The organism is Oceaniradius stylonematis (genome assembly GCF_003149475.2).
In the GTDB taxonomy this organism is placed as follows: Bacteria; Pseudomonadota; Alphaproteobacteria; order Rhizobiales; family Rhizobiaceae; genus Roseitalea; species Roseitalea stylonematis.
This window is the reverse complement of record NZ_QFWV02000001.1, coordinates 101,388-125,531: the sequence shown is the minus strand read 5'-3', so window position 1 is coordinate 125,531 and position 24,144 is coordinate 101,388. Positions and strand designations below refer to the sequence as shown.

The window sequence follows — 24,144 nt, the reverse complement described above, 5'->3', positions numbered from 1 at the left end:
GGTCCCATCCCGCCCGTCGCGAGAAAGGTATGGAACCATGTCCCGTTTTGCCGGGGCCGACCAAGGCCCCTCCCAGCGCCAGCTTCGCGTTGGCGAGCATGTCCGGCATGCGCTGACGCAGCTTTTGCAGCGCGGCGAAGTCGCCGATCCGGAGCTTGACGGCGTCGTCCTGTCGGTGACCGAGGTGCGCATGTCGCCCGATCTGAAGATCGCCACCGCCTATGTCACCGCCTTTGGGCACGAGGACATGGCGCCGCTGGTCAAGGCGCTTGCGCGCAACGCCAAGTTCATTCGCGGCCGGCTGTCGCGCGAACTCGGCCAGATGAAATACATGCCCGATTTCCGCTTCCGCGCCGACACGAGCTTCGACAATTTCCAGAAGGTGGACGCGCTGCTCAAATCGCCGCATGTGGCGCGGGATCTGGACGGAGACCAGGACTGATGGCGCGCCAGCGCACGAAGAAGGGCCGGCCGGTTTCCGGCTGGCTGGTGCTCGACAAGCCGCTTGAGCTGGGTTCGACCAAGGCGGTCTCCAAGGTGAAATGGCTGTTCGGCGCGCAAAAGGCCGGCCATGCCGGAACGCTCGATCCGCTGGCGACCGGCATCCTGCCGATTGCGTTGGGTGAAGCGACCAAGACTGTTCCCTACGTGATGGATGGCACAAAGGCTTACCGTTTCACCGTGAGCTGGGGCGCACAGACGACGACTGACGATCTGGAAGGCGAGGCGACCGAAACGTCCGATATGCGGCCGGACCGCGCCGCCATCGAGGCGCTTCTGCCACGCTTCACCGGCACGATCAGCCAGACGCCGCCGCAATTCTCCGCCGTCAAGGTCGATGGCGAGCGCGCCTATGCGCTGGCCCGTCAGGGCGAGGCGGCGGCGGTGACGGCACGCGATGTCGAGATCGACGCGCTCACCATCATCGCCCATGACGGCGACACGACCATTTTCAAAGTCGAATGCGGCAAGGGCACCTATGTCCGCTCGCTCGCCCGCGACATGGGACGGGAGCTTGGCTGTTTCGGCCATGTCAGCGCGTTGCGCCGAACCTTCGTCGAACCGTTCGACGAGGCAGACGCCGTCACCCTTGCCGAACTGGAAGCCGCGGTCGAGGCCGCCGGCGACGACGAAGCGGCGCGCCATGGGGCGCTCGATGCGTTCCTGCTCGACACGGGCGAGGCGATGGACGGGTTTCCGCGTGTTGATCTCGGCGACGAGCAGGCGCACCGCATCCGTCTTGGCAACCCGGCGATCCTGCGCGGCCGCGACGCGCCGGTCGCCGAGGAAGAGGCCTGCGCCTTCCATCGCGGGCGCCTGGTGGCGATCGGCGAGATCGCGCAGGGCGCCTTCCGCCCGCGCCGCGTCTTCCGCCTTTGACACGGTGACAAGTTTAGCCCGCAAGGGTGATTGCATTTGTTCGATCTTGGCGCCAACGTCGCCGAAAACCATTCCGATATGACAGGAGCGCCCGATGCGCGAACAGCGGCAATTCTACATTGACGGCCAGTGGGTCGACCCGGCCAAGGCCAACGATCTGGAGGTCCACGATCCGGCCACCGAGGACGTCTGCGCGGTGATTTCGCTGGGATCGTCCGCCGATGTCGACAAAGCCGTCGCCGCCGCCAAGGCGGCCTTTGAGGGCTGGGCCGCAACGCCGGTCGCCGAACGCCGGGCCGTGCTCGAACGTCTGGGTGCCGTCATGAAGGTCCGCCATGACGATCTGGCAGAAGCGATCTCGCTGGAAATGGGCGCGCCGATCGATTTCGCCAAGGGCGAGCAGGCCGGCGCCGGCCCGTGGCACCTCAAGGGATTTCTCGACGCGATGGACAAGTTCGCGTGGGAAGAAAAGTTCACCGACCGCGAGACGATTATCCGCGAACCGGTCGGTGTGGTGGGCCTGATCACCCCGTGGAACTGGCCGGTCAACCAGATCGCGCTGAAGGTCATCCCGGCGGTCGCCGCCGGCTGCACCTGCGTGCTCAAACCGTCCGAGATCGCACCGCTGTCGGCCATGGTCTGGGCCGAACTGATGGACGAGGCGGGCTTCCCGAAGGGCGTCTTCAACCTGGTCAATGGCGATGGGCCGACGGTCGGTGAGGCCATGTCGAACCATCCCGATATCGACATGATGAGCTTTACCGGTTCGACGCGCGCCGGCAGCGCGGTGATGCGCGGTTCGGCCGCTTCGATCAAGCGCGTCACGCTGGAGCTCGGCGGCAAGTCGCCCAACATTGTCTTCGCCGATGCGGATCTGCCCAGGGCGATCAGGCGCGGCGTCACCCACATGATGGAAAACACCGGCCAATCCTGCAACGCGCCCTCGCGCATGATCGTCGAGCAGGACGTCTATGACGAAGCGGTCGAACTGGCCAAGGAAGCCGCCGAGGCAGTCAAGGTCGGCAATCCGCGCGATGCGGGCGGCCATATCGGCCCTCTCTCCTCGGCCGCCCAGTTCGACAAGGTGCAAAGCCTGATCGAGACCGGCATGGCCGAGGGCGCGCGCCTGGTCACCGGCGGTCCGGGCCGGCCCGAAGGCTTCAACCGCGGCTGGTATGCGCGGCCGACCGTCTTTGCCGATGTCACCAACGAGATGACCATCGCGCGCGAGGAGATTTTCGGCCCGGTCCTGACGATGATCCCGTTCTCGGGCGGCGAGGACGAAGCCGTTCGGATCGCCAACGACACGCCCTACGGGCTCGCCGCCTATCTGTGGACCGGCGACGCGAACAAGGGCGACCGCGTCGGGCGCCGTCTGCGCGCCGGCATGGTGCGCGTCAACGGCGCCGGGCTTTCGGCGGGCCATCCGTTCGGCGGTTACAAGCAGTCCGGCAATGGCCGCGAGGGCGGCGTCTGGGGTCTTGAGGACTTCACCGAGGTCAAGGTGCTCAGCCAGCGCTACTGACATGCCGGCCATCGAGATCAGACAGGACGATCTGCGCGGTCCGGAGATCGCCGCCTTGCTGAGGCGGCATCTAGACCACATGTTCGCCATCACGCCGGCGGGCAGCGTCTACGCGCTCGATCTCGACGCGCTGCGCGTACCGGAGATCACCTTCTGGAGCGCTTGGCTCGACGGCGAGCTCGTCGGCTGCATCGCCCTCAAGGACATCGGCGGCGGCCATGGCGAGATCAAATCGGCCCATACCGTGGCCGAACGGCGCGGCGCCGGCATCGGCCGGGCGCTGGTCGCGCACCTGATCGATGAGGCGCGCATTCGCGGCATGAAACGGCTCAGCCTCGAAACGGGCAAGACGGAGCATTTCCGGCCGGCGCAGGAGCTCTACCGCCGCTTCGGTTTCGAGGAAACAGGACCGTTCGGCGATTACGGCCCCGACCCGCATTCATACTTCATGACGAAGGCGCTGGACTGAGCGAATGGCGTTTGCGTTCGCAGCGCTTTTCGACTATAGCGCGCCCAGCGCCGGCCTTTTCGGCCGCGCCAACGGCCCCTGCTGGACGACATCCCGGCAGCGGGCGTCTTCAAACCCCTTGTAAGTTGTGAAAGGAAACACGATGTCGATCACTGCCGAGCGCAAGGCCGAGCTGATCCAGAAGTTTGCGACCAAAAGCGGCGACACGGGTTCGCCCGAAGTGCAGGTCGCGGTCCTCACCGAACGGATCAACAACCTCACCGAGCATTTCAAGGACCACAAGAAGGACAACCACTCACGGCGTGGCCTTCTGAAGATGGTTTCCCAGCGGCGCAAGCTTCTGGACTATGTGCGCGGCAAGGAAGAGGCGCGCTACCAGACCCTGATCAAGGAACTGGGCATCCGCCGCTGAACGAATTCGGGCGGGCTCTTGAAGGGTCCGCCCTTGCCCCATTCAGGCGGGGGACATTTCGCCTGTCAGGCCGGCGCGAACGTTGAAGACAGCGGCGCGCCGGCCGCCCGAGAACCGCGTTGGAGCCGCGGGGCAGGATTGCCGGTTGCTTGCAGGGACCAGGGCGCACATGCCGCGCCGACCACAGACAAGCATCCAGTCGTCTTGCCCGGGCCCAGGTTCGAAAACCCAAGCCTGGCGCGCTGGCCCTTGGCCGGCATTGCGCCCTTATTGAAGGACAAGACATGTTCGATCACCACAAAGTGGAACTGGAGTGGGGCGGTCGCCCGCTTACGCTCGAAACCGGCAAGATCGCCCGGCAGGCCGACGGCGCCGTTCTGGCGACCTATGGCGAAACCGTCGTTCTGGCCACCGTCGTCTCCGAGAAGAGCCCGCGTGAGGGCCGGGACTTCTTTCCGCTGACAGTCAACTATCAGGAAAAGACCTTTGCCGCCGGCAAGATTCCCGGCGGCTTCTTCAAGCGTGAAGGCCGTCCGTCGGAAAAAGAGACGCTGACCTCACGCCTGATCGACCGGCCGATCCGCCCGCTTTTTGCCCCCGGCTACAAGAACGAGACGCAGGTCGTCCTCACCGTTCTGCAGCACGATCTGGAAAACGATCCCGACATCGTTGCCATGATCGGCGCGTCGGCCGCGCTGACCATCTCCGGCGTGCCCTTCATGGGCCCGATCGGCGCCGCCCGCGTCGGCTACATCAATGACGAATTCGTGCTCAACCCGCATGTCGACGAGATGGAGGAATCCGATCTCGACCTCATCGTTGCGGGCACCGCCGATGCCGTTCTGATGGTGGAATCGGAAGCCAAGGAACTGGACGAGGAAGCCATGCTCGGCGCCGTCATGTTCGGCCAGCAGGCGTTCCAGCCGGTCATCAACGCGATCATCAAGCTCGCCGAAGTGGCTGCCAAGGAACCGCGCGACTATGCCCCCGAGGATCTCAGCGAACTCGAAGCGACGATGGGCGGCCTGATCTCCGACGAACTGGCCGAGGCCTACAAGATCACCGACAAGGGCGCTCGCTACGCCGCCATCGACGCCGCCAAGACCAAGGTCTTCGAGACGCTCTACCCCGAAGGCGCCGAGAACCCGGCCTGGAACCCCGAGCAGATCAAGTCCGTCTTCAAGGACCTGCAGGCCAAGGTCGTGCGCGGCAACATCCTCAAGACCAAGACGCGCATCGACGGACGCGACCTGTCGACGGTCCGCCAGATCGTTTCGGAAGTCGGCGTCTTCCCGCGCACCCACGGCTCGGCCGTGTTCACGCGCGGCGAAACCCAGGCCATGGTCGTTGCCACGTTGGGTACCGGCGAGGACGAGCAGTTCGTCGATTCGCTCACCGGCACCTACAAAGAGANGCGAGATCGGCCACGGCAAGCTGGCCTGGCGCGCCGTCCATCCGGTGCTGCCGGAAGCGGAAGAATTCCCCTACACGCTGCGCGTCGTCTCCGAGATCACCGAATCCAACGGCTCTTCCTCCATGGCGACCGTCTGCGGCACCTCGCTGGCGCTGATGGATGCCGGCGTTCCGATCAAGGCGCCCGTGGCCGGCATCGCCATGGGCCTGATCCTGGAAGGCGACGAGTTCGCTGTCCTGTCGGACATTCTCGGTGACGAGGATCATCTGGGCGACATGGACTTCAAGGTCGCGGGCACCGCCGAGGGCATCACCTCTCTGCAGATGGACATCAAGATCGCCGGCATCACCGAGGAGATCATGAAGATCGCCCTCGACCAGGCCAAGGGCGGCCGCGCGCACATTCTGGGCGAGATGGCCAACGCGCTGTCGGAAAGCCGTGAGGAGCTGGGCGAGTTCGCCCCGCGCATCGAGGTGATGAACATCCCGGTCGACAAGATCCGTGACGTGATCGGCTCGGGCGGCAAGATCATCCGCGAGATCGTCGAAAAGACCGGCGCCAAGATCAACATCGAGGATGACGGCACGGTCAAGATCGCATCGTCCTCGGGCAAGGAGATCGAGGCGGCCAAGCAGTGGATCCACACGATCGTTGCCGAGCCCGAAGTGGGCGAAATCTATCAGGGCACCGTGGTCAAGACCGCCGACTTCGGCGCCTTCGTCAACTTCTTCGGTCCCAAGGACGGTCTGGTGCACATCTCCCAGCTCGCCCAGGAGCGTGTCGGCAAGACCACCGATGTCGTCAAGGAAGGCGACAAGGTCTTCGTCAAGCTGATGGGCTTTGACGAGCGCGGCAAGGTCCGCCTGTCGATGAAGGTCGTCGATCAGGAGACCGGCAAGGAGATCGAGCGCAAGAAGGAAAAGGCCGACGATTGATCGTCATCGGCCAATGAAACCGGAAACGCGGGGCTGGATGCATTCCAGGCCCCGCGTTTTTCGTTTGGGGCGTTGTCATGGATCGACCGGTAAAGACGCTGCTTGCGCCGTTTGAGGCGGGTGAGGTCCCGTTGCCGGAGACCGGAAGCGCGTGGCTGTTCCTCAATGCCGCCGATCCGGGTTCCGCCGGCGATCTGTTCGCACAGGCCCGGCTTTGCTGCGTGCAGCCGTCACGTCCGGCGTTTCTGGCACTGGAACGGGCCGGCCACGAGGTTTGGCCCCTGGCGCCTGTGGATGAAGCGTTCGACGGCGCGCTCGTCCTGCTCGGCAAGCATCGCCGCCTCAACGAGGCGATGGTCGCAAGCGCCAATCAGGCCGTTCGTCCGGGCGGTATTGTGATCGTTGCGGGCGACAAGGCGCTGGGGGCGGCCAGCGCTCGCAAATGGGCCGGCGGGCAGGTACCGCTCGGTGGCTCGCTCGCCAAGCATCACGGCATCGCGTTCTGGTTCCCGGCCAGTGAAGATGCGTTTGCAGGCGTTGCGCTGCCCGTAACCGAACCGGCGCCGGGTTTTGCCGCAGCGCCCGGCATGTTCTCGTCCGACCGCATCGATACCGGGTCGGCGCTGCTCGCCGAGCACATCGATGGCCGCATCGCCGGCGCCGTCGCCGATTTCGGAGCGGGCTGGGGCTATTTGTCCGGCGCGGTTCTGACGCAGGCAAGGCCGGCTTCGCTCGATCTGGTCGAAGCATACAGGCCCGCGCTCGACCAGGCACTTGCCAATCTCGCACCGCTCAGGGGCGAAGTACCCGTCACCGGCCACTGGCTCGACGTGACGACCGAGCCACTGCCCGGACCGTTCGACTGGGTCGTGATGAACCCGCCTTTTCACACGGGTCGTGCGAGCGAACCCGATCTCGGCCGCGCCTTCATCGCAGCCGCCGCGCGGGCGTTGAAGCCTTCGGGCCGGCTTTTGTTGGTCGCAAATCGGCGCCTGCCCTATGAGCAAACACTTCGGGATCGCTTCGCAGCCTTTGTGGAAGGCGAGGTCCGCGACGGTTTCAAGCTGATCGAGGCATCCCGGCCACGCAGAACCGGCGGTCAGGATGCTGCCGCGAGAAACTCGGGCTGAGGCACCGCAGGCAGCGCGCCGGCCGGCCCCGCTTCGCTGTCGCGGTGATGATGCTTGATGGCCGACAGCGGCTGCGGCTTGCCGAACAGATAGCCCTGCATGATCGTGCATCCGGCCGCGCGCAAGAGTGTCGCCTGTTCCTGGGTTTCCACACCTTCGGCGACCACGGATGCTCCCATGGACCGCGCCATGCCGACGATCGATGCAACCATGGTGCTGGCGGCGGGGTCCTTGTCGGTGAGACGGTCGACAAAGGATTTGTCGATCTTCAGCGTGTTGAAGCGCAGCTCGTTCAGTGTCGAAAGGTTTGAATAGCCGGTCCCGAAATCGTCGATCGCCAGCAGGATGCCGAGCTCGCGCAGCTGGGCGAGCAGCCGTCTGACCTCGCTGTGGTTGCGGATCAGAAGCGTTTCGGTGACTTCGATCTCCAGCCGGTCGGGCCGGATTTCGGTGCCGTTGATCAATCGGCCGAGATTGGCCACGAAATCGTCCCGGTTGAACTGCGCCGGCGAAACGTTGGCCGACACGGAGATGTTGTCGGGCAGCTGCTCGAGGTCTTCGCACACGCGGCGCAGGACGAAGTCGCCGATCTGCTGGATCAGCCCGCACTGTTCGGCGATCGGGATGAACTCCGATGGCGGGATCGAGCCGTTCTGATGGTGGTTCCATCGCAACAGGGCTTCATAGCCAACCGTTTCGCCGGTAACGGCGTGGACCTTGGGCTGGTAGTGCAGCATCAGCTCGTCCCGTTGCAGGGCTCCGCCCAATTCCGCTTCGATCCAGTGGCGGTAGGCGGCGACCTGGCTCATCTCGGGATGGTAGATCGACCATGTGCCGCGGCCGGTGGCGCGCGATGTCGTGCGCGCCAGATTGGCATGGCGCAGGATGCGTTCCATCGGCGGGTTGTTCTTGTGAATCTCGGCGACGCCCGCGTTCCAGAAGACCGAATGTGACGCATTGCCGACACGTACCGGCAGCGACAGGATCCCGAGCAGCGCTTCGGTCGCCGCGCGCAGCTCCCGGTCGTCATGATTGGCGGCCAGGACGATCACGAACTCGCCGCCGCTTGTGCGTGCGGCAAGGCCGGTATCGCCGACAACGCGCTGCAGCCGGTCGCCGAACACGCGCAAAAGCGAGTCGCCGGTTTCCAGACCATAGGTTTCGTTGAAATCGCGCAGGGAATCGAAGTCGAGGCTGATCAGGAAGAAGCGGTTCATCCGGCTGGGGCCGCCGCCTTTCGAGACATAGCCGTCGAGGCTTTCCGCCAGGCCGCTGCGTGACAAAAGGCCGGTCACCGAATCGACGCTCAGCAAGGCCTCGTAGGTCTGGCTCGCATCGTCGCCGCCGGCGAAATAGGCGTGTGCCGTGCCCGCGCCCGCGAGCGACGCCAGGCCCAGAACGATGGCCCCGAAGGTTGCCGCTTCGCGATAGCTGCTCAGCGTCATGCCGGCCATGTCCAGCGCCCAAAGCGCCAGCATTGCCGCGCCCATGCCGCTGGAGAAGATGGTCAGTGCGCGGAAGACGCGGGTCTGCTTGGGTACTTTGTTGCGCTTCATTTTGCCCCCTTGCGGGCAAATTCGCAGCAAAACCCTAAAAAGGGGTGAAATGAAGCATTGCGGCACGCTGTGGTTGCGGCCTCGTGTGGGTTATTTTTGGTCGGTGCGCCTGAGCTCGTCGAGGCGCGGCATCGACATGATGTTGTAGCCGCTGTCGACATAGTGGATTTCGCCGGTCACGCCTCCGGAAAGGTCGGACAGAAGGTAAAGCCCGGCGCCGCCGATATCGTCCAGATTGACCGCCCGGGCCAGCGGCGAGTTCTTTTGCTGGAAATTGTACATCAGCCGGGCATCGGACACGCCGGCGCCGGCCAGCGTCCGTACCGGACCCGCCGAAAGCGCGTTGACGCGGATGCCCTGGGCGCCGAAGTCGGCCGCCATGTAGCGCACGCTGGCTTCCAGCGCGGCCTTGGTCACGCCCATCACATTGTAGTTGGGCATAACCCGTGTCGATCCGCCATAGGTCAGCGTCAGAAGCGAGGCGCCGGGGTTGAGAAGAGCCATCGATTGCTGCGCGACCTCGGTGAACGAATAGGCCGAGATGACCATGGTCCGCGTGAAGTTCTCACGCGTCGTCACGTCGACATAGCGGCCCTTGAGCTGCGACCGGTCGGTGAACCCGATCGCATGGACGATGAAATCGAGACTGCCCCATTCGCTGCCCAGCGTTTCGAACACCGAGGCGACGGTGCCGACATCCTCGACATCGCAGGGCATGACCAGCGACGAGCCGAGTTCTCCGGCCAGCGGCTTGACCCGTTTTCCGAGCGCTTCGCTCTGATAGGTGAAGGCGAGCTCGGCTCCCTGCTCGGCAACGGCCTTGGCTATTCCCCAGGCGATCGAATGGTCGTTGGCGACGCCCATGATCAGGCCGCGCTTGCCGCTCATCAGTCCTGTCATCGGCGTGTCCCTTCCCTCGGCCGCATCAGTCGGCGAACCGCTGGAACGCCAGCGTCGCATTGGTTCCGCCAAACCCGAACGAATTGGAGATGGCGATGTCGTATTCGACATCGTCGATCCGCTGCCGCGCGATCGGCATGCCTTCAAACTTCGGATCGAGCTCGGTGATGTGGGCGCTTTCGCCGACGAACCGGTTGTTCATCATCAAAAGCGTGTAGATCGCCTCCTGCACGCCGGTTGCACCCAGCGAGTGGCCGGTCAGCGATTTGGTCGAGGAGATGTGCGGCAGCGCGTCGCCGAAGACGGTGCGTATGGCTTCCATCTCCCGCTCGTCGCCCACCGGCGTCGAGGTGCCGTGCGTGTTGATATAGGTGACCGAGCCTTCGGTGGTGGCGAGCGCCATCTTCATGCAGCGCACCGCGCCTTCGCCGGACGGAGCGACCATGTCATAGCCGTCCGATGTCGCGCCGTATCCGACGACCTCGCCATGGATCTTCGCGCCTCGGGCCTTGGCATGCTCGAGTTCCTCGAGCACCAGAACGCCGGCGCCGCCGGCGATGACGAACCCGTCGCGGCTGGCATCATAGGCGCGCGATGCGGTCGATGGCGTTTCATTGTGCTTGGTTGACATGGCGCCCATCGCGTCGAACAGGTTCGACATCGTCCAGTCCAGATCCTCGCTGCCGCCGGCGAAGACGATGTCCTGCTTGCCCATCTGAATGGTCTCATAGGCATTGCCGATGCAGTGGTTCGACGTCGCGCAGGCCGACGAGATCGAATAGTTCACGCCCTTGATCTTGAACGGCGTTGCGAGCGTTGCCGAAGCGGTCGATGACATCGCCTTGGGCACCGCGAAAGGCCCGATCCGTTTGGGGGAGTTGTTCTTCTGGGTCAGCAGCGCCGCCTCGAAGATGGTGCGGGTCGACGGGCCGCCCGAACCCATGATGATGCCGGTCCGCTCGTTGGAGACCAGATCGTCGCCCAGCGCCGCATCGGCGATGGCCTGGCGCATGGCGATGTAGTTCCAGGCCGATCCGCGCGCCAGGAACCGCGACTCCCGCCGGTCGAGAACCGTGAACGGATCGAGCGTCGGCTCGCCATGGACATGGCATTTGAAGCCCAGCTCCGCATATTCGGCCGCATGGCTGATGCCCGACCGCGCTTCGCGCAGCGAGGTCAGCACCTCGTCCGTATCATTGCCGATCGACGAGACGATCCCCATGCCGGTGACGACGACGCGTTTCATGTTCGCTTCCCGTTGTTTTGCGTCAGGCTTTGAAGAGCCCGACGCGGAGGTCGGTAGCCTGGTAGATGGTTTCGCCGTCGGCTTTCATCCAGCCGTCCGCGATGCCAAGCACCAGCCGCCCGCGGCGCACGCGTTTGAAATCGATGCCGAACTCGAGCAGCTTGACCGAAGGCGTGACCATGTCGGTAAACTTGATTTCGCCGGTCGACAGTGCCCGGCCCTTGCCCGGTTCGCCCAGCCAGCCAAGGTAGAAGCCCGTGAGCTGCCACAGCGCGTCCAGGCCCAGACACCCCGGCATCACCGGGTCGCCGATGAAGTGGCACTCGAAGAACCACAGATCCGGCGTGATGTCGAACGCGGCGCGGGCATAACCCTTGTCATGGTCACCGCCGGTCTCGGATATGTCGGTGATGCGATGCAGCATCAGCATGGGCGGCGCCGGCAATTGCGCATTGCCCGGGCCGAACAGGTCCCCGCGCGCGCATTCCAGGATGTCCTCGTAGGTGTAGCTTGATTTCTGCTCGGCCATGCCGGTGGGCGTCCTCCGCGTTCTTGACTGCCGGCCCAAGCCTTGGCGCCGGCCGCGTCTGTTTATTGATCCCCTGCGGCCCGGTCAAATTGACGCTGCGGTCGCGCCGGGCGGAGCTATTGCCATTCAGCGCCAATGCGAATATATGAAAATGAGTTGCAACAACAGGGAAAATCCCTGTGTTCACGGCTGTTTTTGGGATCGAAGATGGCGCGCACTGAAAGCGCCGGGGCACACAGCTCCGACACACGCAATCTCCTCCAGTCGGTCGGCCTTCGGCCGACCCGGCAGCGCGTTGCATTGGCGTCCATGCTGTTCGGCGAGCACGATCAGCACATCGCCGCAGAAGATCTCCACCGGCAGGCGCTGGACGCCGGCATTCCGGTATCGCTGGCGACCGTCTACAACACGCTGCACCAGTTTACCGATGCGGGGCTGTTGCGCATCCTCGCCGTCGAGGGCCAGCGCACATATTTCGACACCAATACGTCCGATCATCACCACTTCTTCATCGAGGAGAGCAACGTGGTGATGGACGTGCCCGAGGGTACGGTCACGGTCGGTGATCTGCCCACGCCGCCCGAAGGCATGGAGATCGCCAACGTGGATGTGGTGATCCGGCTGCGTCCGACGCGCAAGGCACGCTGACCGCGCGGGCGATATCGCCCGCCCCCGAACGTTCGAGTCGGTTCGCCCCTATTCGATGATTTCGTCGGGGTAGGCACCCCACAGGTCGGCCTGCGCGACGAAACCGCTCAGCGTCCGGTCCTTGTGGCGAACTTCCAGTTCGCACCAGGCGCCGTCACAACGCTCGATCTTGCCGACCACGCCCGGCTGCAGCTTGGCGACCGCTTCCGCGCCGGCGCGCGATTCCGCATAGAGCGTGATGACGTTGCGCGCATCGCGGGCATTGCGCCATGGCGTTGCGATCGCCGTGCGCGTGCCCGACAGGAGCGAGCCGTGGATCCAGCCCGTATCGCCTTCGGAATCTCGGACCCGGCGCCAATTGTCATACTCCTGGATGACCTCCAGCGGCAGACCGGTCTTCACGTAGCGCCAGGCCACCGCATATTGCTTGCCCGGTCCGACCCGCATGTTGACCCGCTCGGCCTTCAGCGAAACGAAGCGCGGCAGCGGAAGGCCGCTGGGGCCGCGTGAGACCGAGCTCGTCGTCTGCGCGGACGCCGTCGGGGCGCCGCCTGCCGGAACCATCGTCAATGCCAGTGCCACGGCCAGTACCAAACGCATGTGTCACCTGTCCGTTTGTCGGCCGGCGGCGGCGCGAACCATGGCGCGCGACCAGGGCCGCGGCCGTCGAGACCCCTTTGCACCGGCGGGCGCGCTTGCTAGAGATGATGCGTCCGCACGGCTTTTCACACCGTCGCATTTGTTGGTTAACGAGCGATCAACGGACACCCTTGCCCGGCCATCGGGCGTCGGTATCGGGTTGGCCGGAACATTCAGGGGAAAGGGCCACGTCTTGGACACAAAGCCGACCGTGATCGTCACGCGCCGTCTTCCCGACCGGGTCGAGGCGCGCATGCGGGAGCTGTTCGACGTACGCCTGAACGGCGACGACAAGCCGTTCGGCCGCGACGATCTGGCGCGCGCCATGACCCAAGCCGACGTGCTGGTGCCGACCGTTACCGACCGCATCGATGCGGACCTGATCGCGGGCGCCGGCAAGCGCCTCAAGCTGATCGCGAATTTTGGCAATGGCGTCGACAATATCGACATCGCCGCCGCCCATGAGCGCGGCATCTTCGTCACCAACACACCGAACGTCCTGACCGAAGACACGGCCGACATGACGCTGGCGCTCATTCTCGCCGCGCCGCGCCGGATCGTCGAGGGCGCAGGCTATCTTCTCGGCGAAGACCGTTGGGACGGCTGGTCGCCGACATGGATGCTCGGGCGCCGCATTCACGGCAAGCGGCTCGGAATTGTCGGCATGGGCCGCATCGGTATCGCCGTTGCGCGCCGCGCAAAGGCATTCGGACTGGCCGTTCACTATCACAATCGCAACCGGGCCGCGCCGGTCATCGAAAAGGAGCTGGGCGCAACCTATTGGGAAAGCCTCGACCGGATGCTCGCCCATATGGACATCGTCTCGGTCAATTGCCCCTATACGCCGGCGACTTTCCATCTGCTGTCGGCCCGCCGGCTCGAACTGCTGCGGCCGTCCGCCTTTATCGTCAACACCGCGCGCGGCGAGATCATCGACGAGGATGCGATGATCAGGCTCTTGGAAGACGGCCGCATCGCCGGCGCCGGGCTCGACGTGTTCGAGCATGAGCCCAAGGTCGACGACCGGCTGTGCAAGCTGGCCGCCCAGGGCAAGGTGGTGCTTCTGCCGCACATGAGTTCGGCCACCATCGAAAGCCGCATCGAGATGGGCGAGAAGGTGATCATCAACATCCGGATGGTGGCGAGCGGAGATCGGCCGCCCGATCGCATCCTGCCATCGATGGTGTGAAGCAGCGGGCCGGCGGTACGACGCCGGCCCCGTCGGTGGGCATCAGGCCTTCTTTTTGGCCTGTTTCTGCCAGTCGCGGATCTGCCGGTCGCTGAACGGCATGTAATCGTCGATGCGCTGGATGTCCGATGCGCTCAGCCCGGCAATCTGCGCAAAGGTGGTAATGCCTTGCTCGTTGAGCTGACGCTCGGCGACCGGGCCGATGCCCTTGATGTCGGTCAGCTTGTCCTTGGTGCCGGAGGGTGCGGCGAAAAGCGGGCCGTCAGGCGCCTTGGGCGGCGTCTCCGACGCGGCCTTTGACGGCTTGCCGGGTTTTTCCGACTTGCCGCCTTTTGCCGCTTTTCCTGCTTTGCCGTCCTTGCCGGATGCGGACGAGGCGGTCGATGATCCGGTTGCCGCGGCTCCCTTTGTGGCCGTGGCGCCCGACTTGGACGCCTTGCCGCCGCTCTTGCCAGACCCGCGGCCCTTGCCGGACACGCTGCCTTTGCCGGACACGCTGCCCGCTGCCGCGGTGGAGGTCGAAGCCGAACTGGCGCCAGCCGCTTTGGTGCCCGACTTCGATGGCTTGCCAGCCTTTCGCGCTTTTGCGCCCGCCGCGGTCGATGCCGAGCCGGTTGCCGCAGCCGCCCCCTTCGACGCCGCCGGTTTTGTGCTGGTTGCTGGCGCGACGCCGGCCGCCGGCGCCGCGACGGAGCCTGGACCGGCGGAGACGGGGTTTTCCCACGCCTTGCCGCCGGCGGTGCGTGGCGAACGGACCAGCGGTTTGGCCGCATTGTCCCCCGACATGGATTTGTCGAGCGCGCGGCGCGACAGGTAGAGGTAAAGCCAGACAGCGATCGCGATCGCGATTGCGGTCAAAACCAGTATGAAGAACAGAAACATCGAAGGCCCCCTTGCTCTACACGCGCCCGGAAACGTCCCGGCGCCGTGACAACATCCGTCTGAAGACCTAATGACGCGCGCGCCGATCCCGGTCAAGCGCGCCGGCCATATCGCATCGTCTCAAACCGTGTCGATAGCGCATCATAAAGCAGCAGGCGGCCGAAAAGCGGCTCTCCCGCTCCTGTCACCAGCTTGATCGCTTCGGTGGCCATCAGCGATCCGATGACGCCGGCCAGCGCCCCCAGAACGCCCGCCTCGGCACATGTCGGCACCGTTCCCGGCGCGGGCAGGTCGGGATAAAGATCGCGATAGCGCGGCAACCGCTTGCCGTCCTCATCGTTCCTGAAAGGCGCGAACACAGTGACCGATCCGTCAAAGCGCTGGATCGCGCCGGTAACGAGCGGCGTTTCGAGCCGCTCGGCCACATCGGCGGCAAGGCGGCGCGTTTCGAAATTGTCCGACCCGTCCATGATCACATCGTGACCGGAAAGAAGCGATTCGGCATTGTCCGGTGCCAGCCGCTCGGCCCGGCCATCGACCCGAACATGCGGATTGATCGCGGCAATCTGCGCAGCGGCGCTTTGCGCCTTCGGTTGCCCGACCGCGTCGGTCATATGCAGCGTCTGCCGCTGCAGGTTTGACAGCGACACGGCATCATCGTCGATGACGGTCAGCGTCCCCACACCGGCCGCGGCCAGATAGGTCAGTGCCGGCGAACCGAGGCCGCCGGCGCCGATCATGGCGATGCGCGCACCGGCGAGCCTTTGCTGGCCCGTGCCGCCGATCTCCGGCAGCACGATGTGCCGCGCATAGCGTTCGATCTGTTTGGCATCCAGGGCAGGGGGCTCAGCCATCGGCGGTGACGGTTCCGTCTTCGACCCGCAGATATTGCGCACGGTCTCCGAGCGCGTCAAACAGGTTCCGGTCGGTGCCCGTCATGAAGGCCTGGCCGCCGATCCCGTGCACCCGGTCGAACAGCTCCGCGCGGCGTTCAGGGTCGAGATGGGCAGCGACCTCGTCGAGCAGCAGGATCGGAGTCATCGCGCTGACCGACGCCGTCAGCGCCGCATGGGCGAGCAGCAAGCCGATCAGGAGCGCCTTTTGCTCGCCCGTCGAACACAGCGACGCGGCGATGGCCTTTTGCCGGTGCTCAACGACGAGATCGGCCCGGTGCGGCCCGGTCAGCGTGCGGCCCGCCGCCCGGTCGCGCCCGCGCTTGCCGCGCATGTCGGTTTCAAGCCAAGCCTGAAGGTCGCCGGCGGCCATGCCGTCCGCCAGCCGCGCCTCGAGTTCGCCCGCCATCGACAGGTCCGCCATGGGAAAACGAGCGCCCTGCGGCGTTTCGGCGATCAGCGCGGCCAGCAGGCTGACAAGCTCCTGCCGCGCGATGACGATTGCCGTGCCCAGCGCCGCCAGTTGCGCTTCGATCGCATCGAGCATCAGATCGTTCTGGGCGTTCGGCGGCGCCTCCAGCAGCCGGTTGCGCTGCCGCATTGCCTTTTCATGGTCCCGTGCGCGCCGCCCGTGCCCGGGATCGATCGCCAGCACCATGCGGTCGGTGAAGCGGCGCCGATCCGCCGCAGGTCCGGTGAAAAGCCCGTCCATGGCCGGTGTCAGCCAGAGAATGCGCGCCAGATCGAGCAGTTCGTCGGCGCTGGCCGCATTGGTTCCGTTGATGCGCACCCGCCTTGTCCGCGCGCCGTTCTCCGTTGGCGTCACGCCCGCCGTCCCGGTGCCGACCGCATAGCCATCGCCGTCGCGTTCGAGCTTCGCGAACACCGAAAACCCGTCGGCGCCCTTGCGCGCCATGTCGGACAGGTTGGCCCGGCGCAGCCCGCGCCCCGGAGAGAGCAGCGACACGGCCTCGATCAGATTTGTCTTGCCCGCGCCATTGGGGCCCGAAAGCACCACATGGCGCCCGTCGAGCGCAAGCGTCGTTTGTTCATGGTTGCGGAAATCGGTCAGCGTCAGGGCCGACAGGCGGACAAGCGTGCTCATCGGCGTGCCGCCGCCCGTGGCGCCGGCGTCGCAGCGCCTTCAGACGCGCATCGGCATGAGCACATAGAGCGCGTTCTTGTCCTCGGGGTCCTCGATCAGCGTCGGCGAGCCGGCATCGGCGAACGAGAACTTCACCTCGTTGCTGCCGAGCTGGCTGGCGATGTCGAGAAGATAACGCGCATTGAAACCGATCTCGATCGCCTCGGCGTCGTAACCGGCCGGCAACTCCTCGGTCGCCGAACCGGAATCGGGGTTGTTGACGGCCAGCGTCAACTGCCCGTCCGACAGCGCCAGCTTGACCGCGCGGCCCCGTTCCGACGAGACCGTCGATACGCGGTCGACGGCCTCGGTGAAGACCTTGCGGTCGATGACCATGTCCTTGTCGTTGCCGACCGGAATGACGCGCTGATAATCGGGAAAGGTGCCGTCGATCAGCTTCGATGTCAGCACGACAGAACCAATGGTCAACCTGACCTTGCTGTCGGACAGTTCGATCTGCACCGACACGTCCGGATCGTCGACCAGCTTCTGGAGTTCGCCCACCGTCTTGCGCGGCACGATCACGCCGGGAATGCTCTCGGCGCCGTCCGGCGCCTTGGTTTCGGCACGGGCCAGGCGATGGCCGTCTGTGGCAACCGCGCGCAGCACGATGTCGCCGTCGGCTTCGGCCGTGTGCAGATAGATGCCGTTCAGATAATAGCGCGTCTCTTCGGTCGAGATGGCGAACTGGGTCGCCTCGATCAGCCGGCGCAGCACGGCGCTGTCCAGTCGGAAACTGTGGTCGAATTCGCCGGCCGCCAGTTGCGGGAAGTCGGATTCGGGCAGGCACTGCAGCTTGAACTGCGACCGGCCGGTGACGACGCTCATCGTAGCGCCGTCCGCATCGGTCGACAGCATGACCTCCGAGCCGTCCGGCAGCTTGCGGACGATGTCGTAGAGAAGGTGCGCGGGGACGGTGGTCGCACCGGCCTGTTCCACATGCGCCGGCACCGCCTCGTTGATCTCAAGGTCCAGGTCGGTCGCAGTCATGGCGAGGCTTCCGCCATCGGCTTTCAGCAACACGTTCGACAGAATCGGGATCGTGTTGCGCCGCTCGACGACGCGATGCACATGATTGAGGGATTTCAGAAGGTTGGCTCGCTCAAGGGTCACGCGCATGGTCGAATGATCCGGTCTGGCATATCAGAGGGCCGGCCCGGAGACACGAGGCCGGCGAATGGAAAGGGCGCCGCTCCGGCCGGTTGTCCGTCCGCAAATCGTCGTCCCCTCGGGATCGCGAATGTGGCGGCTCGAACGTCGAAATGCAAGTGCGATGGCCGGCCCTTGCGGGCCGGCCACGGCAAACTTTGGGGATAAAGCGCACGCCGTGTGCGAGGCGCTTGCGGCAGGCCTATTCCTTGATCAGCCGCCGCAGAAGCTCGATTTCCTTGGCCAGCTTCGGGTCGTCCTTGATCAGTGACTCGACCTTGCGGACCGCATGCAGGACCGTCGTGTGATCCTTGCCGCCGAACCGTCGCCCGATCTCAGGCAGCGAGCGCGGCGTCATGGTCTTGGACAGGTACATGGCGATCTGCCGCGGCCGCACGACCGAACGGGTGCGCCGGTTCGACAGCATCTCGCCGCGTGCCACATTGTAGTGGTTGGCCACCGTCTTCTGGATGTCCTCGATGCGGATCTTCTTGTCGTCGTCGATGCGCACCAGATGGCCCAGAATGTCGTCGACCCGGTCGAGCGCGATGTCCGGCTCGAACGAATGGCGGAAGACGAGCTGGTTGAACGCGCCTTCAAGTTCACGGAAGCTCGAACAGACCGTCTGGGCGACATGGGCGAGCACCTGCTCGGAAATGTCGAGCGAGGTGTCGTCGCGCCGCGCTTCCTCGAGACGCCGCTGCAGCATCGACAGCCGCATGTCGTAGTCCGGCGCCTGGATCTCCAGCGCAACGCCGCCGTGCAGGCGCGAGCGCACGCGCGGGTCGAGCGATTCCAGCTCCGACGGCGGCCGGTCGCCGGCAACGACCACCTGCCGGGCGCTGTCGAGCAGCGTGTTGATCAGGTGGCAGAACTCGGACTGGATCTTCTCGCCCTGCAGGAACTGCATGTCGTCGATCACCAGAAGGTCGATCTCGTGCAGCGTCTCCTTGAGGCGCAGCGCGCTCTGGTCGCGGATCGCGCTGGCGAACCGCCACATGAAGTATTCCGCCGTCAGGTAGACGACGCGCTTGGTGGGGTCCTTCGCCTTGGCCGCATTGGCGATCGCCTGCAGCAGATGGGTCTTGCCCAGCCCGACATTGGAATGGAAGAAGAGCGGGTTGAAACGCGCCGCGTTCGGCCCCTGCTCGACCGCGGCCCGGGCGGCCGCAAGGCATACGCGGTTGGACGGGCCCTCCACGAAACTGTCGAACGTGTAGCGGCTGTCGACGGGCGATCCGAGCATCTCGCCATTGCGGCCGGTTTCGGCAACGCCCTGGCGCGCGGCCGCCGCCGCAGGCGTGCGGTCCGACTTGGCCATTGCATTGGCCTTGGCCCTCTCCGCGCTGGCTCGGGCGGCGTCCGCGACTTGGCCGGCGCGTTCCGAGACGGCCGCGCCGCGCGTGGCGCTGCGAACGACCACGTCGATCTTCAACGCGTTGCCGTCTGCCTCCCGCCAGAAGTCGAGGATGGTATCGAGATAGTGGTTGTTGATCCAGTTGCGCAGGAACGGTGTCGGAACCGAAAGCTGAATGACCGGGCCGGAGGCGTCCTCAAGCTTGAGGCGCTTGAACCAGCTTTGGTAGACTTCGCCGCCCAGCTTGGCGCGAAGCTGCTGGCACACCTTGTCGAATGTCGTCCTGCCGTCTCCGGTCGGCTGGCCCGCCCTGCCGCCTTCTTCGCTTTTCTTCTTGCTCACGATCTCGCTCCCGTTTCTCGACTGTGCAACCGGCTGCTGACCGGGCTGTCGATCGGGAAACGGATCTCGTTCGGATGTGTGAAACAGTGGTGCGGGCTGCGTCGTTGATTGCGCCACCCTGCTGGCTTCCCCTCGCATGTCGATGTTCGCCTCCTTCTGACCTGCAACGGCATGCGCACACGCCAAGGCCGCCCTGTTTTCAACATTGCGGGCCATGACGGTCATGTGCCCCGTGTGGACCGACGCAAAACACAAACAGGCGTCGGTTATGTCCCGCAATCAATGTCTGCCGGCCGCTGGCCGCCATCGTCTTCATCCACGCCCGCGGACATGGCGACGATCTGTCGCCACCACGGACACCTTCTCAAATCCGGGCAATACTCCCCCGCTGCCGGAACCGCAGGGTCCCGTCACTGCGCAATCGCTCAACTCCCGAATTGGCCCTGCCCCGGGACCGCTGGACGCACGCACCCGCCGCGAATGCAACTTATAGTCGCAATCGGCTTGTCGGCTCGCTATTTTCAGCAGGAACGCGCGCCCGTTCAGTGAGGACAAATTAGCCCCATCCGAGCCGTTGTTACAAGGCCCGTTAGGGCATTTTTAACCGAGCTGCGCCTCGGATTTCGGGAACAAAATGTGTCCCGATTCGCTTTGCAAAAGATAAGCGATTGGGATTCCACAGCTTCTTTCGAAACGACAAAAAATGCAGCTTTCGGCAAATTTTTTTTCGCATGTGAAGGCTTGACTCTTGCGCAGATTCCGTTTCGCGGGAGCGCGGTGGCCTCTCGGAGGCGTTGTTTCGTAAGGTATTGAAAACAAAGGGAAATATTGGGCAGCGCCATGCAAATCCGCTGTCGCCGCCGCGGCACGGCAGGTCCGTTCGATATCGGACAGCCACGCTAAATGGCTGTCGCCCAACGGGAATTTTCTTGTTAGCCGGAGAACGAAAAAACCCGGCCGAGGCCGGGTTGTTCAAAAGCTGAGCCGACGAAGCAAAACTAGCCGGCGATTGCCTTCACGCGGCTTGCCAGGCGCGAGACCTTCCGCGAAGCCGTGTTCTTGTGCATCACGCCCTTGGACGCTGCACGCATAAGTTCAGGCTGCGCGACTTTCAAAGCTTCGGTTGCAGCCGCCTGATCGCCGGCCGCGATGGCTTCCTCGACCTTGCGGATGTGGGTGCGCACGCGCGAGCGGCGCGCGGTGTTGACTTCGGTGCGCGCCTCGATCTTGCGCGTTGCCTTCTTGGCTGACCTTGTGTTGGCCATGCTTGCCTCTCTCGATCTGGTCCGGAACCCGGAAGCGGCCGCCGGACCGGATGGACGATCGCTGGACGGCCTTGAACAATTATGGCGGCAAATCTGCCGCCAAGATTGCGTGGCTATAATCTCAAATGCTCTGCCAGTCAACGGCGGATGGCGCTTTGCCCCGCCTCACCGGTTGCGGAAACTCGGCGTGCGCTTGTCGATGAACGCGGCCATGCCCTCGCTCTGGTCCTCGAGGGCGAACATGGCGTGAAACAGCCGCCTTTCGAACCGCAGCCCTTCGGCGAGGCCCGTCTCGAACGCCTGGTTGATGGTCTCCTTGGCCATCATCACCGAAGGCAATGAGAAGCTGGCGATCTTCTGCGCGGCGCTGATGGCTTCCTCGATCAACTCCGTGTCCGGTACGATCCGCGCCACGAGCCCGCACCGTTCGGCCTCCTCGGCGTCCATCATCCGGCCCGTCAGGCACAGATCCATCGTCTTGGCCTTGCCGATCGAGCGGGCCAGACGCTGTGTGCCGCCCATGCCCGGCATGATGCCGAGCGTGACTTCCGGCTGTCCGAACTTGGCGCTCTCGCCGGCGATGATGAAATCGCACATGGCCGCCAGCTCGCACCCGCCGCCCAGCGCATAGCCGCTGACGGCAGCGATCATCGGCTTGGGAAACCCGGCCACGGTTTCCCAGCCGCCCAGCGCATCGTGCATGTAGGCGCTTGCGAACGCGAACTCCGACATCTCCTTGATGTCGGCGCCGGCGGCGAACGCCTTTTGCGAGCCGGTGATCACCACGGCGCCGATCTTGGCATCGTCGCGCATCGCCGCAAGAGCGTCGATCATCTCGTCCAGCAGCGCCTTGTTGAGCGCGTTCATGGCCTTTGGCCGGTTCAGCGTGATCAAACCGGCTTCACCGCGCTTCTCGACGATGATCGTGTCATAGGCCATGGCAGATGCGCTCCGTGGATCGGGGTTGATGGCCGGCTATCTCTGGCATGCCGGACAGTAGAATGTCGACCGCCCGCTTTGGACGATGCGCCGGATCGGGGCCGTGCAGCCGTCATGGCGGCACGGTTCGCCCTCCCGCCCGTAGACGGCGAAGCTGTGCTGGAAATAGCCCAGCGAGCCGTCGGTGTGCACATAATCGCGCAGCGACGAGCCGCCCGCTGCGATCGCGTCGGCGATGACGTCGCGCACGGCGTCGGCCAGGGAGTGGCAGCGGGGCGTCGGTCGGCCAGCACGCGTGACAAGCGTTCTGGCCTTGCGTCGCGGCGAAAGCCGCGCACGCCACAGCGCCTCGCACACATAGATGTTCCCCAGGCCCGCGATCAGCCGCTGGTCCAGAAGGGCGGCTTTCAGAGGTGCCGCCTTGCCGGCGAGCATCACCGCCAGCCGGTCGCCGTCGAGCGCGTTGCCCGTCGGCTCGAGCCCCAGCCCGCGCAGGTACTGGTTCTCTGCCAGCGTCTCGGCGCGGTCGAGATCGACAAAGCCGAAGCGGCGCGGGTCGTTGTAGGTGACGCGCCGGGTGGTCCCGTCCCGGTCAACGAGATGAAACACGATATGGTCGTGCGTCGAAAGCTTCGACCGCTCATGATGGAAGGCGCCGGGCGTCAAGGCGTCTTGTCCGTCCTCGATGCGGTAGGAACCCGACATGCCAAGATGGCTGATGAGAACGGCGCCACCGTCGAAGTGCATCGTCAGGTATTTGGCACGCCGGCCAACGGACGTGATGGTTCGGCCTTCAAGTGCCTCGGACAATCCGTGCGGCAGGGGAAAGCGCAGGTCGGCCCGGCGCAGTTCGAGCCTGGCCAGCCTTGCGCCCTCCATCGCCGGCTGCAGGCCGCGCCGGACGGTTTCGACCTCGGGCAGCTCAGGCACGGTCCGTCAGCTCACCCAGAAACGAGGTGCCGTCGTCATCGGCGCCGATGCCCAGATGGTCGGCCAGCGTTTCGCCGATGTCGGCGAATGTCGGGCGGATGCCGACGCCGGTCGCGGCAAGGCCCGGTCCGAACCCGACGATCGGCACCCGCTCGCGCGTATGGTCGGTGCCGCTCCATGTCGGATCGCAGCCGTGATCGGCGGTGATCAGCAAGAGGTCTCCGTCGCGCAGCTTGCCGGTCAGCTCCGGCAGATACCGGTCGAACGCCTCGAGTGCGGCCGCATAGCCGGCGACGTTGCGGCGATGGCCGTACAGCATGTCGAAATCGACGAAGTTGGCGAACACCAGGTCGCCGTCGCCGGCGTCGTCGATGGCCTTCAGCGTGGTCTCGCCGATCGCCGCGTTACCCGATGCCTTGCGCACCTCGCTGACCCCCTGATGGGCGAAGATGTCACCGATCTTGCCGACCGCGATCACCCGTCCGCCAGCCGCCACGGTGCGGTCGAGAAGGGTCGGTGCGGGCGGCAGGACCGAATAGTCGCGGCGATTGCCGGTCCGCTCGAAGCTGGCTGCGTTCTCGCCGACGAACGGCCGCGCGATCACCCGGCCGATGTTCATATCGTCGACCAGCGTCCGGACGGTCTCGCAGAGCGCATAAAGCCGGTCGAGTCCGAACCGGGTCTCGTGCGCGGCGATCTGGAAGACCGAGTCGGCCGATGTGTAGAAGATCGGCAACCCTGTGCGCAGGTGTTCTTCGCCCAGGTCGGCGATGATCTCGGTGCCCGATGCGTGCCGGTTGCCGAGCGAGCCCTCAATGCCCGCTTCGGCGTAGATCGCCTCGAGCAGGGATTGCGGAAAAGCAGGCACCTCGTGCGGAAAATAGCCCCAGTCGAAAAGAACCGGCACGCCGGCGATTTCCCAATGGCCGGAAGGCGTGTCCTTGCCGTGCGAGACCTCCTGCGCGGCGCCCCAGAAGCCGTCCACGCGCGCCGGCTTCAGCGCGGCCGCGCCCGCATGGCCGGACGCCAGTTCGGCCGCGTGGAAGAGGCCAAGCCGGGCCAGGTTCGGGCAGTCGAGCGGGCCGCTGCGATCGTCATTTTCGGCTTCGCCGGCGGCCGCCCTGTCGATGATGTGTCCGACCGTGTTGGCGCCCTCATCGCCGAAAGACGCCGCATCGGCCGCACCGCCAATGCCCACCGAATCCAGAACCACCAGAATTGCGCGCGCCATGTGCCTGCCTCGCTTGCCACAGGTTGCCGCAGCCTCAGCA

General features: G+C 65.1%; 22 protein-coding genes and 1 pseudogene. 9 read left to right on the top strand and 14 right to left on the bottom strand.

Translation table 11 applies throughout. The features are described 5' to 3' along the window. Positions 1–37 precede the first annotated feature (37 nt). The 7 genes and pseudogenes from rbfA (at position 38) to DEM25_RS00590 (ending at position 7,265) form a co-directional block, all read left to right on the top strand. A complete protein-coding gene (gene rbfA, locus DEM25_RS00620) occupies positions 38–442 on the top strand; it encodes a 30S ribosome-binding factor RbfA (protein WP_109766868.1) in 405 nt (134 codons plus the stop codon). Next, a complete protein-coding gene (gene truB, locus DEM25_RS00615) occupies positions 442–1,380 on the top strand; it encodes a tRNA pseudouridine(55) synthase TruB (protein ID WP_109766821.1) in 939 nt (312 codons plus the stop codon). The genes rbfA and truB overlap by 1 nt, the downstream gene beginning before the upstream one ends. Positions 1,381–1,474: 94 nt before the next feature. Then, positions 1,475–2,905 (top strand): aldehyde dehydrogenase family protein, encoded by a 1,431-nt coding sequence (locus DEM25_RS00610; RefSeq protein WP_109766822.1) that lies wholly within the window; start codon positions 1,475–1,477, stop codon positions 2,903–2,905. A gap of 1 nt (position 2,906) precedes the next feature. Then, the gene (locus DEM25_RS00605) at positions 2,907–3,374 is read left to right on the top strand and encodes a GNAT family N-acetyltransferase (RefSeq protein WP_109766823.1); all 468 of its coding nucleotides are present in this window, start codon (positions 2,907–2,909) and stop codon (positions 3,372–3,374) included. Positions 3,375–3,516: 142 nt separating this feature from the next. Next, positions 3,517–3,786 (top strand): 30S ribosomal protein S15, encoded by a 270-nt coding sequence (gene rpsO, locus DEM25_RS00600; RefSeq protein ID WP_109766824.1) that lies wholly within the window; start codon positions 3,517–3,519, stop codon positions 3,784–3,786. A 284-nt stretch (positions 3,787–4,070) separates the two neighbouring features. After that, positions 4,071–6,135 (top strand): annotated as a pseudogene (locus tag DEM25_RS00595) (polyribonucleotide nucleotidyltransferase). A gap of 77 nt (positions 6,136–6,212) precedes the next feature. Then, on the top strand, positions 6,213–7,265 hold the full coding sequence (locus DEM25_RS00590) for a class I SAM-dependent methyltransferase (RefSeq protein ID WP_109766827.1): 1,053 nt from the start codon (positions 6,213–6,215) through the stop codon (positions 7,263–7,265). Here the strand turns inward: DEM25_RS00590 and DEM25_RS00585 are convergent. The 4 genes from DEM25_RS00585 to fabA form a co-directional block, all read right to left on the bottom strand. Continuing rightward, positions 7,235–8,821 carry a putative bifunctional diguanylate cyclase/phosphodiesterase gene (locus DEM25_RS00585; protein WP_109766828.1) on the bottom strand — a complete coding sequence of 529 codons (1,587 nt, stop codon included), beginning with the start codon at positions 8,819–8,821 and terminating at the stop codon, positions 7,235–7,237. The genes DEM25_RS00590 and DEM25_RS00585 overlap by 31 nt on opposite strands. 90 nt (positions 8,822–8,911) lie before the next feature. Beyond that, positions 8,912–9,721 carry an enoyl-ACP reductase FabI gene (gene fabI / locus DEM25_RS00580; RefSeq protein ID WP_109766869.1) on the bottom strand — a complete coding sequence of 270 codons (810 nt, stop codon included), beginning with the start codon at positions 9,719–9,721 and terminating at the stop codon, positions 8,912–8,914. 25 nt (positions 9,722–9,746) lie between these two features. Then, on the bottom strand, positions 9,747–10,967 hold the full coding sequence (gene fabB, locus DEM25_RS00575; protein ID WP_109766829.1) for a beta-ketoacyl-ACP synthase I: 1,221 nt from the start codon (positions 10,965–10,967) through the stop codon (positions 9,747–9,749). A 22-nt stretch (positions 10,968–10,989) separates the two neighbouring features. After that, positions 10,990–11,496, bottom strand: a complete 507-nt coding sequence (gene fabA / locus DEM25_RS00570) for a 3-hydroxyacyl-[acyl-carrier-protein] dehydratase FabA (RefSeq protein ID WP_109766870.1) — start codon at positions 11,494–11,496, stop codon at positions 10,990–10,992. Positions 11,497–11,703: 207 nt separating this feature from the next. Here fabA and irrA point away from each other — a divergent pair, with 207 nt between their 5' ends. After that, positions 11,704–12,144: an iron response transcriptional regulator IrrA gene (irrA, locus tag DEM25_RS00565; protein ID WP_109766830.1), complete on the top strand. Its 441-nt coding sequence runs from the start codon at positions 11,704–11,706 to the stop codon at positions 12,142–12,144. A 48-nt stretch (positions 12,145–12,192) separates the two neighbouring features. Here irrA and DEM25_RS00560 read toward each other — a convergent pair whose 3' ends face one another. Then, positions 12,193–12,744 carry an SH3 domain-containing protein gene (locus tag DEM25_RS00560; RefSeq protein ID WP_109766831.1) on the bottom strand — a complete coding sequence of 184 codons (552 nt, stop codon included), beginning with the start codon at positions 12,742–12,744 and terminating at the stop codon, positions 12,193–12,195. A 232-nt stretch (positions 12,745–12,976) separates the two neighbouring features. On the opposite strand from DEM25_RS00560, the gene DEM25_RS00555 reads away from it, so the two are divergent. Further along, positions 12,977–13,972: a 2-hydroxyacid dehydrogenase gene (locus DEM25_RS00555; protein WP_281004518.1), complete on the top strand. Its 996-nt coding sequence runs from the start codon at positions 12,977–12,979 to the stop codon at positions 13,970–13,972. Positions 13,973–14,014: 42 nt separating this feature from the next. Here DEM25_RS00555 and DEM25_RS00550 read toward each other — a convergent pair whose 3' ends face one another. The 9 genes from DEM25_RS00550 to DEM25_RS00510 form a co-directional block, all read right to left on the bottom strand. Further along, on the bottom strand, positions 14,015–14,854 hold the full coding sequence (locus DEM25_RS00550) for a helix-hairpin-helix domain-containing protein (protein ID WP_245412703.1): 840 nt from the start codon (positions 14,852–14,854) through the stop codon (positions 14,015–14,017). A gap of 92 nt (positions 14,855–14,946) precedes the next feature. Continuing rightward, positions 14,947–15,708: a molybdopterin-synthase adenylyltransferase MoeB gene (moeB, locus tag DEM25_RS00545; RefSeq protein ID WP_109766833.1), complete on the bottom strand. Its 762-nt coding sequence runs from the start codon at positions 15,706–15,708 to the stop codon at positions 14,947–14,949. Beyond that, complete coding sequence (recF, locus tag DEM25_RS00540) at positions 15,701–16,852, bottom strand: DNA replication/repair protein RecF (RefSeq protein ID WP_109766834.1); 1,152 nt, start codon at positions 16,850–16,852, stop codon at positions 15,701–15,703. Before recF ends, moeB begins: the two co-directional genes overlap by 8 nt. 39 nt (positions 16,853–16,891) lie before the next feature. Beyond that, a complete protein-coding gene (gene dnaN, locus DEM25_RS00535) occupies positions 16,892–18,010 on the bottom strand; it encodes a DNA polymerase III subunit beta (protein ID WP_109766835.1) in 1,119 nt (372 codons plus the stop codon). A gap of 232 nt (positions 18,011–18,242) precedes the next feature. Further along, complete coding sequence (gene dnaA / locus DEM25_RS00530) at positions 18,243–19,739, bottom strand: chromosomal replication initiator protein DnaA (protein ID WP_281004517.1); 1,497 nt, start codon at positions 19,737–19,739, stop codon at positions 18,243–18,245. 998 nt (positions 19,740–20,737) lie between these two features. Next, positions 20,738–21,004, bottom strand: a complete 267-nt coding sequence (gene rpsT, locus DEM25_RS00525) for a 30S ribosomal protein S20 (RefSeq protein WP_109766836.1) — start codon at positions 21,002–21,004, stop codon at positions 20,738–20,740. 165 nt (positions 21,005–21,169) lie between these two features. Further along, positions 21,170–21,943 (bottom strand): enoyl-CoA hydratase, encoded by a 774-nt coding sequence (locus tag DEM25_RS00520; protein WP_109766837.1) that lies wholly within the window; start codon positions 21,941–21,943, stop codon positions 21,170–21,172. 36 nt (positions 21,944–21,979) lie between these two features. Continuing rightward, the gene (gene mutM, locus DEM25_RS00515; protein ID WP_109766838.1) at positions 21,980–22,873 is read right to left on the bottom strand and encodes a bifunctional DNA-formamidopyrimidine glycosylase/DNA-(apurinic or apyrimidinic site) lyase; all 894 of its coding nucleotides are present in this window, start codon (positions 22,871–22,873) and stop codon (positions 21,980–21,982) included. After that, on the bottom strand, positions 22,866–24,104 hold the full coding sequence (locus DEM25_RS00510; protein WP_109766873.1) for a phosphopentomutase: 1,239 nt from the start codon (positions 24,102–24,104) through the stop codon (positions 22,866–22,868). Before DEM25_RS00510 ends, mutM begins: the two co-directional genes overlap by 8 nt. Positions 24,105–24,144: the final 40 nt, after the last annotated feature.